This window comes from uncultured Adlercreutzia sp. (genome assembly GCA_910585575.1).
Classification (GTDB): domain Bacteria; phylum Actinomycetota; class Coriobacteriia; order Coriobacteriales; family Eggerthellaceae; genus Adlercreutzia.
In genome coordinates this window covers 41287-55446 of the sequence record CAJUFS010000010.1, presented here as the reverse complement: position 1 = coordinate 55446, position 14160 = coordinate 41287, and the positions used below count along the sequence as shown (strand labels likewise).

Genomic DNA, 14160 nt, shown 5'->3' with positions numbered 1-14160 from the left:
TGCAGAAGCTGGCCAGCCGCGTGAACCTGTATGTGGAGGAGAGCGCGCCGTGGGCGCTGGCGAAAGATCCGGAGAAGGCCGACGAGCTGGCCGCGGTGCTGTACAACTGCCTGGAGGCCATCCGCATCATCGCGCTGTATATGGCGCCGTTCATGCCGAACACCTCGGCCGATGTGTTCGGACGCTTGGGGCTGGGTTCCATCGCGGAGGTAACCGATATCGAGGCCGCCACTACCTGGGGCCAGCTGCCCGCCGGCAATGCTGTGGAAATTGGCGAGCCCCTGTTCCCGCGCCTGGACGTCGACAATCTTCCGGAACTTTAGGGAGTGACATGCTAGAAGAAGAACCGATTTTCGAGGACGCGCTGTTCCGCCAGCGGCGCAAGCACGGGGTGTGGCGCGAGATTGAGGCGCCGGTTATGGAAGGCCCCATTGCCGACACCCATGCCCATGTGCAGATGTTGCGCGACCCGGCTTTGGCCCTGGCCCGTGCCGGCGCCCATAACGTCGGATTTGTGGAGTGCATCGTCGATCCCTCGGAAGACGGCTTCGGCCCCTTCCAGGCGCTGCCCGGGTGGCTTATGGAGGCCACGGGTGCGCTACGCCGCATTACCGGCCACTGCGAGTGCGGCGTGCACGAGGTGGTAGTGGCCGTGCCGCGGGTGCGCATTGCCTGCGGCGTGCACCCCCACAACGCCAAGCTCTACACGCCGGAGCTGGAGGCTGCTCTGCGCGCGCATTTGGCTGATCGTCGCGTGAGCGCCCTGGGCGAGATCGGCCTGGACTACCATTACGATCTGTCGCCGCGCGAAGTGCAGCAGGAAGTCTTCCGCGCTCAAATTCGCCTGGCGAAGGAGACGGGCCTTCCCATTTGCCTGCATATGCGCGAGGCCCACGACGACGGCTTTGCCATTCTCAAGGAGGAGGGCTTCCCCGAGGCGGGCACGCTGCTGCACTGCTACAACCTGGATGAGGCCGAGCTGCGCCGCTGGGTGGATGCCGGCTGCTATATTGCCTTCGGCGGCCCGCTTACCTTCAAGAAGGCCGACGAAGTGCGCGAGGCGGCCAAGATCGTGCCCCTCGACCGCCTGCTCACCGAAACCGACGCCCCCTATATGACGCCGGAGCCGTTGCGCGGCATTGCCTGCGAGCCGGCTCATACCGTCTGGACGGCCGACCTTATGGCCACGGTGCGCGGCGCCGAAACGCCCGAGGAGCGTGCGGCGTTCTTCGAGCAGCTGTACGCCAATGCCGTGGGGCTGCTCGATCGCGAGCCGACGGCTTGGCAGCGCAGCCACGAGGACGGCGCCCATGCATAGGGTCATTCTTGCCGGTTCCCCCCGCGCCGCGGGGCGCAGTGCCGCTTTGGCCGACGCACTGTTCAACGCCTGCATCGACGAATGCCCCGGAGACGGTGTGTCCATCGTTTCGGTGGCCAGCACGCCCGTGGAGCCGTGCGTGGGCTGCGATGCCTGTCGCGCGGTTTCCGAGGAACCGTTGTTCACGTTCCAGGAAGGCGATCCGCTGCTTCCGGTAGAAACCGTGGTGGCCAGCGAGGCACCATTCCATCACTGCGTTATCGACGACGACATGGCCGAGGTGCGCAAGCACCTGGATGCCGCCGATGAGCTCATCGTGGTGGCGCCGGTGTATTTTGCCAGCGTGCCGGCTCAGCTGAAAGCCCTGCTCGATCGTCTGCAGCCCTACTTCTGGACGAACCTGCGCACCTATCCCAAGCGCCCCGCCGTGGTGCACGTGGTGGGGGAGGGCGGCGACCCCCATGGCTTCGAGCCCATGATCGGCACCTTGCGCTCCGCGCTTTCCGTGGCTGGCTTCCGCATCGAGACCGTGCTTGATTGGGTGGGCAAGATCGACGCCGCGGGCGAGATTCTGGCCGATGCCGAGGAATACGAACTGGCCTGGGAAGAGGTGGACGACGAAGCCGACGCCTGGCACGCTGCCGAGGGAGGCAGCGCGGCGTGGGACGGCGACGATGCCGCATGCCCTGCGGGAGACGATGACGCCGAAGGCGCCGAAGACGACTGGCCCGATGATCTGGCCGATTCGTGGCCGGGTGAGCCCCCTGCCGACAGCGGTCTCGCCGGTGCTGCTGGAGCGGGTGGTGCCGCGAGCGGTGCCTCGCAAGAGCGCGCGACCCTTTCGCTTGCTGCCGCACCGAAGGGCGCGGGGAAGTCGAACTCTTCGGGGGGCTCCTCGAAGGGCAAGGGCGCTGCAGGAAAGCGTTCCGGCGGCAACGGAGGTGCTGGGAAAAACGGCGCCTCGCAGGGCGGCCGCTCATCATCACGCAAGCCTTCGGGCAAGAGCAACGGCCCGGCCTACGGCCGAAAGAACACGAAGAAGAAGGGCAACGGCCGTGGCGGACGACGCTAGCACCTTGCCGGTTGAGTTTGCCGACGACGGACGCCTGTCGCCTCTGTCCACCCCGAGCGCCACGCGCGCGGTGCTGGAGGCCCACGGTATCGGCACCAAATACACTTTGGGACAGAACTTCCTCGTCAACGATGACGTGCTGAAGAAGATCATCGCTTTGGCCGACGTGCAGCCGACCGACCGCATTCTCGAGGTGGGGCCCGGCATTGGCACCCTCACCATTGCCCTGCTGAAGCATGCCGCGTCCGTGGTGTCCATCGAGCGCGACCCCGACTTGCCCGCGGTGTTGGCCGACACCCTCTGGCCCTGGCGCGAGAAGTTCGCCCTTATCGAGAAGGATGCGCTGGACGTTGCCGAGAGCGATATCGTTTCAGCTGCCATGACCTTTGGCGACGGCGACGACGCGTCGTCTGTCCTGCCGAACAAACTCGTGGCCAACTTGCCCTATGCGGTTGCCGCCACCGTGGTGCTCGACTACTTCCAGCAGTTTCCTGGTTTGCAGTCGGCCACCGTGATGGTGCAAAAGGAGGTAGCCGACCGCATGGCGGCTACGGTGGGCACGAAGAACTACGGCGCCTATACGGTGAAGCTGGGGCTCTATGCGCGGCCGGCCGGGCGTTTCGCCGTGGGTCCGGGCAATTTCTTCCCGCCCCCGCGCGTCGATTCGGCGGTTATTCGGCTCGATCGGGCAGTACCGCTTGACGCCGCCGGGGCACCGGCCTCGCCCGAACTGGTGGCGGCCGCCTGCACCATGGCCGACGCCGCCTTCGCCAACCGGCGCAAGACGCTGGCGAACTCTTGCAAAACCTACTTCGCCGGCCGCAAGGAGCCGGTTGATCTTCCTGCGTTGTTCGAAGCGGCCGCCATCGATCCGAAGCGCCGCGGCGAAACGCTCAATCAACAGGAATTTCTCGCCCTGGGCGCCGCACTTGTGAAGGTGAGCGCGTCATCCTGCGGCGAAATGCGCGAAAAGGGTGGGCGATAAGGTGAGCGCGGGTAAGCACGCGAATGCGGGAAGATCCTCCCGTCTGGGCATTGCCGTTGCGGCCTTGGTTGTGCTGCTTGTGGTGGGGCTGGCCCTCGTCTTCGCTGTGGGGCCGCTCGATGCGCCTCGCGGTGATAACGGACTTGTGGTTGAAAACGCCCCAACGGGGTTGGCGCAGATCGATCGCGACGATGGTCAAGCCGAGGAGCCGACCGAAGAGGAGCCGGCGGACCATGGTCAGGAAGCAGCCGTCGCGGTGCCCGGGCCCTCAACAGCCGGCGCGCTTCATGTGGAGGGCGCACAGCTCATGGATCAGACCAACCGGCCCATTCAGCTGCGCGGCGTGTCGACCCACGGGCTGGCTTGGTACCCCGAGTTTGTGAACGAGCAGCTCTTCCAGGAATTGCGTACCGACTGGGGAGCCAACGTCGTGCGCTTGGCGCTCTATCCCGCGGATGAGGGCGGCTATGCTACGGGCGGTGATCGGGACAAGCTGGAAAAGCGGCTGGTCAAGGGCATCGAGTACGCCACCGCAGCCGATTTGTACGTCATCGTGGACTGGCACACGCTCAGCGACAAGAACCCGTGGTGGAATGCCGAAGACGCCAAGGCGGTGCTGGGCCGCGTGGCAGAGCGCTTTGCCGATCAGGACAACGTGCTCTTCGAGATATGCAACGAGCCCAACGGGGAGACCACGTGGTCGAACGTGAAAACCTACGCCAACGAGATCATTCCCGTCATTCGGGCGGCCAATCCCGATGCCGTTATCATCACCGGCACGCCGAATTGGAGCCAGGACTTAGCCGCGGCAGCGGCCGATCCCCTCGACTTCGACAACGTCATGTACTCGCTGCACTTCTACGCGGCCACCCACCAGCAAGAGCTGCGCGACACGCTCAAGCAAGCTGTCGAGGGGGGACTGCCGGTGTTCGTCACCGAGTTCGGCATTTGCGAGGCGTCCGGCGACGGAAAGATCGACTACGACTCGGCCGATGCCTGGGTGCAGCTGATGGACGAGCTGAATGTGAGCTACGTGTGCTGGAACCTCTCCAACAAAAAGGAGGCTGCAGCACTCATCAAGGCCAGCTCCAAGAAGACGGCGGGCTTTACAGTCGATGACCTCAGCAAAGAGGGCCGTTGGCTTGTGGAGACGCTGCGGGCGCCGGGGTTCGACCAAGAGGCCTTACGCCTTGCCGATGCCCCGAAGAAGGACAACGAGGCCGGGGCGTCTTTTATGCTCGCTTCCGACGATACGCTGCAGTGGACGGCCGCGCTCTCGGAAAGCTGGCAAGAGGGGGGCAAGACGAACTTCCTGTACGAGCTGACGGCCGATAACTACAGCGCCGCGCTCGATGGCTGGTCGCTGACGATCCCCTTCAGCGCCGCTGTGACCGTAACGGACAGTTGGGGCTGCGAAGTGACGGTGCAGGGCAGTGTGGTAACCCTGAGCAACGCCTCCTACAACGGTGCGGTGGCCACCGGAGGCTCCGTGGGCGATGTGGGATTTATCGTGCAGGGGCCGGCCAGTTTAGCCGTTGTGGAGAACCCGTCGTAGCACGTGTTCTGCCGCCCCCCGTTTCGTTTTGGTTAACCCTCTGATTGAGGGGCGCGTGCGGAGCGAGTCGCGGTAACATGGACGCCGACAATCAGCGTTTGCGAGGGAGAGGTGCCCATGAGCAAGATTCAGATGACCACGCCGTTGGTGGAGATGGACGGCGACGAGATGACCCGCATCATCTGGCAGATGATCAAAGACGAGCTCATTTGCCCCTTCGTCGATCTGAAGACCGAGTACTACGACCTGGGGCTGGAAAACCGCAACGCTACCGACGATATGGTCACCATCGAGTCGGCCGAGGCTACCCAGCGTCTGGGCGTGGCCGTGAAGTGCGCCACCATCACGCCGAACGCCGCCCGCATGGACGAGTACGACCTGAAGGAAATGTGGAAGAGCCCCAACGGCACCATCCGCGCCATGCTCGACGGCACGGTGTTCCGCACCCCCATTATCGTGAAGGGCATCGAGCCCTGCGTGCGCAACTGGGTCAAGCCCATCACCATTGCCCGCCATGCCTACGGCGACGTGTACAAGAACACCGAGATGCGCGTGCCCGGCCCCGGCAAGGTGGAGCTGGTGTACACCGGCGAGGACGGCACGGAAATGCGCGAGCTGGTGTTCCAGTTCGAGGGCCCCGGCGTGGCCCAGGGCATGCACAACCTGGATGCCTCCATTGCCAGCTTCGCCACCAGCTGCTTCGAGTACGCCCTCGACCAGAAGCAGGACCTGTGGTTCGCCACGAAGGACACCATCTCCAAGAAGTACGACCACCGCTTCAAGGACATCTTCCAGGAGATCTACGACGACCAGTACGCTGCCCGCTTCGAAGAGGCCGGTATCGAGTACTTCTACACGCTCATCGACGACGCCGTGGCTCGCGTGATGAAGGCCGATGGCGGCTTCATCTGGGCCTGCAAGAACTACGACGGCGACGTCATGAGTGACATGGTGTCGAGCGCCTTTGGCTCCCTGGCCATGATGACCTCGGTGCTGGTGAGCCCCGCCGGTGTCTACGAGTACGAGGCGGCCCACGGTACCGTGCAGCGTCACTACTACAAGCACCTGGAGGGGAAGGAAACCTCCACGAACTCCGTGGCCACCATCTTCGCCTGGACCGGCGCCCTGCGCAAGCGCGGCGAGCTGGACGGTCTGGACGACCTGGTGGATTTCGCGAATCGCCTGGAGCAGGCCACTCTCGACACCATCGAGGCCGGCGAGATGACGGGCGACCTGGCTCGCATCACCACGTTGGAAAACCCCACCACCCTTTCCACCGGCGACTTCATCAAGGCCATTGCCCAGCGTTTGAGCTAGGAAAACATCGAAAATAGGATTCCCCATCGGATGACGCAGCGACCTCTCTTTCCTAGGATGGAGAGGTCGCTTTTTTTGCTTGAAGCGAGCGGCGAGGGCCTTACCGGGCCGCCCGCTCGCGAGGGCGGCGCGCCCATCGTCTGGGCACCCGCTCCGCTGCTCGCTTCGCTCGTGCGCTGCGCTCCTTCATGTCTTTACTGGGGCGGTCTTACGACCGCCCATTTTTATGGTGTTCAGAGAGCCCCGCCGACGGGTGCGCCGCCCTCGCGAGCTACTTTGCCAAAGCAGTGGGAAGGGCTTCGGGGTTTACGCAGGCTTCGGGTTGGCGGCCGAGCACGACATCGATGGCGTTTTGGGTGCAGCGGGTGCGCAGCTCGACGGCCGATTCCTCGGACCAGTAGGCAGCGTGGCTGGTAAGCACGGTGTGAGGCGCCTGGCAGATGGGGGCATCCGGGGAGACGGGCTCGTGCTCGAAGACGTCGATGCCCGCGCCCCAGAGCTTGCCGCTCTGCAGGGCGGCGGCCACGGCATCGGTGTCAATGACGGCGCCGCGGGAGGTGTTCACCACCACGGCATCATCTTTCATGAGCTTGATGTTGTCAGCGTTGAGCAAGTGATGGGTGGCCGGCACCAGGGCTGTGTGGAAGCTGACCACATCGGCGGTGCGCAGCAGGTCCTCGAAGCTGACGTAGGGAAAGTCCTCGGGAGTGAAGCGTCCCGGCGTGCCCTTGTGATCCCAGACCACGACGTTGAACCCGAGGCCCCGGGCTTTGCGAGCCGCCGCGCGGCCGATATTGCCGTAGCCCACGACGCCGAAGGTGCGCCCGTGCACCTGGCCCAGGGGGCGGCGGCGACGGAAGTCCCAGATGCCCTGGCGCATGTCGGTGTCGATCTCGTTGATGCGGCGCAGCACGGCCAAGGTAAGCGCGATGGCGTGGTCGGACACCACTTCGGTGCCGTAGGCCGGCACGTTGCAGACGGCCGTGCCGTTGGCGGTGGCGGCGGCTACGTCGATGTTGTCGACGCCGGTGCCCGTCTTGGAGACCACCTTCAGCTGGGGGAGCGCTTCGAACACTTCAGCGCGGTAAAATCCGTAGGAGGTGATAGCGCCGTCGGCGTTTTGCAAGTGCTTGATCAGCTCGGCGGGCTCGCGGCCGGCCAGTTCGCTATAGCCGACGAAATCGATACCCGCTTCCTCGACCATCTGCTTTTCGAATGAGCAGTCGCCGAAATCGTTGTCAGTCATGACGATGGTTGCCAAGGCGAGCACCTCCTGAGGTCGCGTAGGTTGAGCAGAATTGTACCGATAGGTTGCTTGGAGCCCCAGAGTAGCACACAACGTTTCCGGCTTGTTACATCGACTTTTGTGCGGCAAGCGGGTGCGCGGTAGTTAGAGTCAGCATCAAGTTAGAAAGGGAGAAGTTGTGCACGAATCGACCGTTCGCATGGGGTCGTACGCCCCCAGCCGCCAAAGACTTGCGACCCTTGACAGGCGTGGTAAGATGTGCAGTTGTACTTGTACGGAAAACCATGTTAGGAAGATAGTCCATGGATTTGGCTCAGCAAGCTAAGATTGTCGATAGCATTCATGATACCCTCCACGATTTCGTGGGTCAACGATTGAAGGTTCGCGCCAATATGGGTCGCTCGAAGATTGTCGAAAGCGAGGGCGTGCTCACGCAGGTGCATCCGCAGCTGTTCATCATGGAGGTGGATCGCAAGCGTGGTCGCACGGCCCGTCAGTCCTACCAGTACGTCGACGTGCTGACCGGCATGGTCGAGCTGTCTCAGAACGGCGAGCCGCTGTTCGCTCCCTTTGTGGACGAGTCCATGGAGCTCATCGACATCACCGTCGAAGAGCGTGTGGTCTCCTAATTTTTTCGGTTGACATTCGTCGCCGAAACGGGCAAACTATTGCCCTGCGCCAAAAGCGCACCTAACGTGGGGATGTAGCTCAGCTGGGAGAGCATCACGTTCGCAACGTGGGGGCCGAGGGTTCGAATCCCTTCATCTCCACCACGAAATTTAAAGACCTCCTGCAAAGGGGGTCTTTTCGTATTTGGGGTGCCTCGGGGATTCGAGCCCCGGCCTACCCGAACCAGGCCTTCGCCAGGGCGCGGATGCCTGGCTCGATGTCCTCTTCCGCAATGGCCGAGAATCCTACCAGCACCGTGCTGTCGGGGGTATGAGCGGGGTTGGCCCAGTACTTCTGGGTGCCGTACACCTGCACGTCTTCGGCGCGCGCTGCCTCGATAAGCTCACTTTGGGAGCGGCCGTCGCGCACGCGCACCAGCAGGTGCAGCCCCGTGCCGTTCTCGAGAATGTCCACCTCGTTGCCCATGGTCTCGCGTAACACGCGGGTGAGCGTCTCGTACTTGCGGCGGTTCTTCGCCTGGACCCGGCGCACGTGGCGATCCCATGAGCCGTCGGCCATGAAGCGGGCCAGCACCTGCTGGTTGAGCCAGGGCACAGGGGAATAGGAGTTGGCGAAGTGGTTCTTCCAACGCTCGAGCAGGGGTTCGGGCAGCTCCAGATAGTTGATGCGCAGGGCCGGCGAGAGCGATTTGGAGAAGGTGCCCATGTATACGACACGTCCGTGGGTGTCCATGGAGGCCAAGGGAGGCAACGAGCGCTCTCGATAGCGGAAGTCGCGACAGTAATCGTCCTCGAGAATATACGCGTCATTGCGCTCGGCCCAGGCAAGCACGCGTTCCCGTGCCTCGACAGGCAGAACTTGGCAGGTGGGAAACTGGCTAGAGGGGGTGAGGTACAGAAGGCGCGCGCCAGACTGCTCTATGTCGCTGAGAAACGTTTGAACGCCGTCCAGCACGCGGCAGGGCACAATGGGGAAGTGCGAGCGCTCGAATACGGCTCGCACGCCGTCGTAGCCCGGCTCTTCCATGGCCACGATATCGCGCGTGTTGTCGAACAGCGTCAGCAGGTTCTGGATGCTGGTTTGCGTGCCTCCTTGGACAATGATCTGATCGGCGGTGCACTGAATGCCGCGCTGGGTATTCAGGCGCCAGGCGATGGCCTCGCAGAGCTTCTCCTCGCCGAACGGATGGTTGTAGGCGTCGCAGCCCACGTTGTCGATGGACAGCAAGATGTCGTCGGTCAGGGAGCGCCAGGCTGCTGCCGGGAAGGTGCGTGGCTCCAAATTGCCGTGGGTGAAGTTGTAGCGCGGCCGTGCGTCACCTTGACCGGCAGGCTCCTGCGCCATCTGCTTTGCGTCTGGCTGCAAGTAAGAGACGTTCTGCACGATGTAGCCGGAGCCCGGATGGCTCTCGACGTAGCCCTCTTGGGTGAGCAGGTGGTAGGCCGTTTCCACCGTGTTGCGCGCGCATCCCAGGTCGGCCGCCAGGCCGCGAATGGAGGGCAGCTTGCTGCCGGTCGGATAGTCCCCGCTTTCGATGCGCTCATGGATTTGATCGAAGAGCTGCTGATAGAAGGGGAGGGGAGAGCTTTCGTCCAGATGCACGGCCGCTCCTCTCTGCGCCACGGATCTCTTAGCAACTAGCTTAGCAAAGAGCGTGGCTCCGCGCGAAGATAGGGACTGATCTTTTCAACCGTCCCCATGAAATAGAAGAAAACCGTCCCCATACGGGCAACTGTCCCCAAAAAAGAAGCGCGAACTGTCCCTTAAAGGGCAAACCGTCCCCATTGTATGCTGCGCCCTGAGATTCCGGCCTGGAGTCGGATTTGCTGTACCACGCGGAAACGCAAAGCGGGGTGCGGGTCTGTTCATTCAGAGAGGGGGATGGCAGTGTCGATCCTTCGCGCAGTAGCGGGAGTATGCGCCGCGGGCGTGCTGGTGGCCCAGGCAGCTTGGGCGGCCACGCCGTCGCCCGTGCCGTTGCTGCGGCCCCCCGGAGCCGGTGAGCCGTCGCGCTTTGATGCGTGCTGCGTGCGCTGCGGCCGCTGTTTGGAGGCCTGTCCCTACGGCGCTATCCACGCTGCGCCCTTCGAAGCCGCCACGGCGGCGAGCACCCCGTATGTCAATGCTCGTTTGCAGGCGTGCCGCCTGTGCGAGGACTTCCCCTGCGCCGCTGCCTGCCCCACGGGCGCCCTTGAGGCGCCGGCCGAGCGTACGGCGGCGGCCATGGGCGTGGCGGTCATCAACGAGGATACTTGCTTGTCCTACCAGGGCATGCGCTGCGAGGTGTGCTATCGCGCCTGCCCGCTTATCGACGAGGCCATGGTCATCGACTACCGCCCCCGCGAGGGGGACGACATCCACGCGGTATTTGCGCCCCAGGTAGTGAACGATTCCTGCGCCGGGTGCGGCCTGTGCGAGCAGCGCTGCCCCGTCAGTGATCCAGCGCCGGCCATCGTGGTGGTGCCCACGGGCGCGGATGCGGCCGCGTACGTGGCCCAGCGCAACGGCGGCGCATCGGTAACGCTGGCAAAGGGCGTGGCGTAACACGGCTCGGCCGTGCATCTTAGGTAACCGGGCCTGCGGGCCCTTAAGGAGGGAGGACGTAATGGAACTGACCCGACGTCTGTTTGTGAAAACTACGGCGGTGGCGCTGGCCTCGGCCGCGGCGGCCGGCACCCTGGCCAGCTGCTCGAGCCTGCCGTCGACCAGCGGCTCGAAGAAAGAGGCGCTGCCGGCCGACACGGTGAGTACCGTGGGCGTCTGCCGCTTCTGCGGCTGCGGCTGCGGCGTCATCGTGGAGTCGAAGGACGGCCGTGTGGTGTCGGTGACGGGCGACCCGGAGAACGGCTCGTCTCGCGGTTTGAACTGCGTGAAGGGCTACTACCTGGCCAACGCGCTCTACGGTGAGGATCGCCTGACTACCCCGCTTATCCGCGATGACAAGGCCACCAAGGGCACTCCCGAGGGCCTGCGCGAGGCCACTTGGGACGAGGCGCTCGACTTGGTGGCGTCGAAGCTGCGCGACACCTGGAAGGCCGACAAGAGTCGTCTGGCGTTCTGGGGCTCCGGTCAGCAGCCCATCGTCGAGGGCTACTGCCAGGCGAAGTTCTGGAAGGCGGGCCTGCTTTCCAACAACATCGACCCCAATGCCCGTCTGTGCATGGCCAGCGCCGTAGTGGGCTTCATGAACGTGTTCCAGACCGACGAGCCTGCCGGTTGCTACGCCGACATCGACGAGACCGACACCTTCGTCACCTGGGGCGCCAATATGGCCGAGGCCCATCCCATGCTGTACTCGCGCCTGACGGCCCGCAAGCTGGCCGACGAGAACGTGCGCCACTACGACGTGACCACCATGACCACGCGCACTTCGGCCTCGGCCGACAAGGTGCTCACGTTCCGCCCCGGCTCCGACATTGCCATCGCCAACGCCATCGCGAACTACCTCATCCAGAACGACAAGTACGACAAGGAGTTCGTGGCGGCCCACGTGCAGTTCAAGCAGGGTACCGAGAACATCGGCAACGCCACCGACGACGGCTACGATAAGAGCGACATCGGCCAGGCCGTCGACAACGTGGAGCCCATCGACTTCGCCGCCTTCGCCAAGCGCCTGGAGCCCTATACGCTGCAGTACGCCTCCGAAATTTCCGGCGTGCCCGCCGAGGACATCCAAGAGCTGGCCGAGGTGTTCGCCGACAAGGGCCGCAAGGTGCTGTCGCTGTGGACCATGGGCGTGAACCAGCACAACCGCGGCACGTGGATGAACCACTGCATCTACAACATCCACCTGCTTACCGGGCGTTACGCCTTGCCCGGCGACGGCGCCTTCAGCCTGACCGGTCAGCCCACGGCCTGCGGCACCGCCCGCGAAGTGGGCACCTTCAGCCACCGTCTGCCCGCCGACTTGGTGGTGAAGAACCCCGACCATCGCCGCTACACCGAGGCGGTATGGAACCTGCCCGAGGGCTATCTGGACGCCATCGAGGCCCCCGGCTTCCACACGGTGAAGATATTCCGCGAGCTTTCCAAGGGCAACATCGACTTTCTGTGGAGCGCCCACAACAACTGGGCCGTGTCCATGCCGAACCTTACCCGTTTTTTGGGCAAGGGCGAGCTGAAGGGCATCAACGACGCCTTCATCTGCGTGTCCGAGGTGTATCCCACGCTGTCCACCCAGTACGCCGACGTGGTGCTGCCCGCGGCCATGTGGGTGGAGCGCGAGGGCGCCTTCGGCAACGGCGAGCGTCGCACGGCCGTGTTCGAGAAGGCCATCGACCCGCCGGGCGAGGCCAAGTGGGACCTGTGGGCCATGATGGAGATTGCCAAGCGCACCCTGGAAGGCGAGCAGATCGACGGGCAGGACGCCTTTGAGCACCTGTTCGGCCAGTGGTACGACGCGGCAGCCTCCGATTTCAAGGCCGACCAGCGCGAGACTTGCAAGAGCATCTGGGAAGAGTACCGTACTTTCTCGAACCCCAGCCTGAACGAGCGCGCTGCTGCCATCAACGAGAGCGCCAAACTGAAGATGGAGGCCAAGCAGTTGGCCCCCTACGAGGAGTACATCCACAATCATGGCCTGACCTGGCCGGTGCGCGAGGTGAACGGCGAGTGGAAGCCCACCCTGTGGCGCTTCTGCGACGGCCCTCAGGAGGACGGTTTCGACCAGTACGGCGTCGAGCAGTACGGCGACCACGACATGCCCGGCGGTGTGAGCTTCTACAAGTCCGCCGACAAGAAGCCCTCGGTGGTGTTCCGTCCCTACGAGCCGCCGGCGGAAGAGCCCTCCGAGGAGTACCCGTTCTGGTTCAGCACCGGCCGCTTGCTGGAGCATTGGCACACCGGCTCTATGACGCGCCGTATCCCCGAGCTGAACCGCGCGTTGCCCGAGGCGCTGCTGGACATGAACCCCGAGGATTGCGCTGAACTGGGCGTGGCCGACGGCGATCGCGTGCGCCTTACCTCGCGGTTCGGCACCTGCGACATCACGGTATCCACAGCCGGCCGTACCCGTCCGCCCCGCGGCATGGTGTTCGCCCCCTTCTTCGCCGAAGAGACGCTCATCAACTTGGTGGTGCAGGACACCTACTGTCCGCTGTCCAAGGAGCCGGACTTCAAAAAGACCTGCGTTTCCATCGAGAAGATCTAGGAGGGCTGCCATGAAGAAGACGAATTGCGTGACCGCGGTGGCCGTAGCCTGCGTGCTAGGCCTGGGCGCCTTGGCCGGTTGCAGCCAGCCTACGGCCGAGGCCGAGGTGGTGTACGGGCCCGGCGAGCCGCCGCTCATGACGGCCAGCCACGAGGGTCGCTTCGAGAGTCTGGGGGCCAACGGCTGTTACGGCTGCCACGGCTCCAGCGACAGCGCCGAGGTGTTCCTGCCCCAGGCCACGCCGCTGCCCGACGATCATTACGTGAACGGCGACAAGCAAACCCGCGAAATCGACGGACCTCGCACCGAGTGTCTGACCTGCCATCCTGTGGCAGGGGAGTAGGCACCTGCGACGGTTTCCTACCGTGCGCCTCGCCTGTCCGCTTCCGAGCGGGCGATGAGACGCCTGAGACGGCCCGCCTCCTGCATCCCTCCCACAGGAGCGGGCCGTCATGTTTGAGAAAGAGAAGACCATGGAAGACGAAAAAGTAGTCATTTCCTCGCTGGTGGTAGAGGCCGTCCCTGACGCTGTTGAAGCCGTAGTCGAGGCCCTGGGTGCCCTTGAGGGCGTTGAAGTGCACGAGATCAACGACTACAAGATTGTCGTGACCGTCGAGGCACCCTCCACGGGCGCCTCTCACAAGATGGCCAGCCGCTTCGTGGAAATCCCCGGCGTGCTGAACGTGAACCTCATCTACGTGAACTTCGAAGACGAGACGCTATAAGTTCCGTTCGCCCTAACGGGACGAACGGACCCGTCGACGCTGCGGTTCCGACAGGCACCTGCGATTCCGCCCAGCTTCGCTGTTCGGAATGCGCCCTCTCGGGCGCAGAGGCAGTGCGCAACAATTCGCTGGATTGTTGCGTGTTTTGGGCACGGCGTTGGCC

General features: G+C 64.0%; 12 protein-coding genes, 1 tRNA gene and 1 pseudogene. 12 read left to right on the top strand and 2 right to left on the bottom strand.

Annotated features, from left to right (window positions below; all coding sequences use genetic code 11):
- The 6 genes and pseudogenes from QZ307_RS02340 to QZ307_RS02315 all read left to right on the top strand — a co-directional run.
- Positions 1-323, top strand: a pseudogene (locus tag QZ307_RS02340) (methionine--tRNA ligase); the annotation flags it as partial.
- Between the two features lie 8 nt (positions 324-331).
- Positions 332-1318, top strand: a complete 987-nt coding sequence (locus QZ307_RS02335) for a TatD family hydrolase (RefSeq protein WP_295995247.1) — start codon at positions 332-334, stop codon at positions 1316-1318.
- A complete protein-coding gene (locus QZ307_RS02330) occupies positions 1311-2390 on the top strand; it encodes a flavodoxin family protein (protein ID WP_295995244.1) in 1080 nt (359 codons plus the stop codon). Before QZ307_RS02335 ends, QZ307_RS02330 begins: the two co-directional genes overlap by 8 nt.
- Entirely contained in the window at positions 2374-3375 is a 1002-nt protein-coding gene (rsmA, locus tag QZ307_RS02325; protein ID WP_295995241.1) for a 16S rRNA (adenine(1518)-N(6)/adenine(1519)-N(6))-dimethyltransferase RsmA, read from the top strand. The genes QZ307_RS02330 and rsmA overlap by 17 nt, the downstream gene beginning before the upstream one ends.
- Position 3376: 1 nt before the next feature.
- Positions 3377-4930 carry a cellulase family glycosylhydrolase gene (locus QZ307_RS02320; RefSeq protein ID WP_295995238.1) on the top strand — a complete coding sequence of 518 codons (1554 nt, stop codon included), beginning with the start codon at positions 3377-3379 and terminating at the stop codon, positions 4928-4930.
- Between the two features lie 117 nt (positions 4931-5047).
- A complete protein-coding gene (locus QZ307_RS02315) occupies positions 5048-6247 on the top strand; it encodes an NADP-dependent isocitrate dehydrogenase (protein ID WP_295995235.1) in 1200 nt (399 codons plus the stop codon).
- A 271-nt stretch (positions 6248-6518) separates the two neighbouring features.
- Here the strand turns inward: QZ307_RS02315 and QZ307_RS02310 are convergent, their stop codons facing one another.
- Positions 6519-7508, bottom strand: coding sequence for a C-terminal binding protein (locus QZ307_RS02310; protein ID WP_295995233.1), 990 nt, complete (start codon positions 7506-7508; stop codon positions 6519-6521).
- A 287-nt stretch (positions 7509-7795) separates the two neighbouring features.
- Between QZ307_RS02310 and QZ307_RS02305 the strand changes: the two genes are divergently transcribed.
- Together QZ307_RS02305 and QZ307_RS02300 are read left to right on the top strand one after the other, a co-directional pair.
- Positions 7796-8122 carry a Veg family protein gene (locus QZ307_RS02305; RefSeq protein WP_295995231.1) on the top strand — a complete coding sequence of 109 codons (327 nt, stop codon included), beginning with the start codon at positions 7796-7798 and terminating at the stop codon, positions 8120-8122.
- A 68-nt stretch (positions 8123-8190) separates the two neighbouring features.
- Positions 8191-8266: transfer RNA gene (locus QZ307_RS02300), tRNA-Ala, on the top strand.
- 70 nt (positions 8267-8336) lie between these two features.
- Here the strand turns inward: QZ307_RS02300 and QZ307_RS02295 are convergent.
- Complete coding sequence (locus QZ307_RS02295; protein WP_295995228.1) at positions 8337-9725, bottom strand: PLP-dependent aminotransferase family protein; 1389 nt, start codon at positions 9723-9725, stop codon at positions 8337-8339.
- A gap of 285 nt (positions 9726-10010) precedes the next feature.
- Here QZ307_RS02295 and QZ307_RS02290 point away from each other — a divergent pair, with 285 nt between their 5' ends.
- The 4 genes from QZ307_RS02290 to QZ307_RS02275 all read left to right on the top strand — a co-directional run bounded on the left by QZ307_RS02290 (position 10011) and on the right by QZ307_RS02275 (position 13997).
- Entirely contained in the window at positions 10011-10667 is a 657-nt protein-coding gene (locus tag QZ307_RS02290) for a 4Fe-4S dicluster domain-containing protein (protein ID WP_295995225.1), read from the top strand.
- A 61-nt stretch (positions 10668-10728) separates the two neighbouring features.
- The gene (locus tag QZ307_RS02285; protein ID WP_295995222.1) at positions 10729-13272 is read left to right on the top strand and encodes a molybdopterin-dependent oxidoreductase; all 2544 of its coding nucleotides are present in this window, start codon (positions 10729-10731) and stop codon (positions 13270-13272) included.
- Between the two features lie 10 nt (positions 13273-13282).
- On the top strand, positions 13283-13615 hold the full coding sequence (locus QZ307_RS02280; RefSeq protein ID WP_295995219.1) for a nitrate reductase cytochrome c-type subunit: 333 nt from the start codon (positions 13283-13285) through the stop codon (positions 13613-13615).
- Positions 13616-13724: 109 nt separating this feature from the next.
- The gene (locus QZ307_RS02275) at positions 13725-13997 is read left to right on the top strand and encodes a chaperone NapD (protein WP_295995217.1); all 273 of its coding nucleotides are present in this window, start codon (positions 13725-13727) and stop codon (positions 13995-13997) included.
- Positions 13998-14160 lie beyond the last annotated feature (163 nt).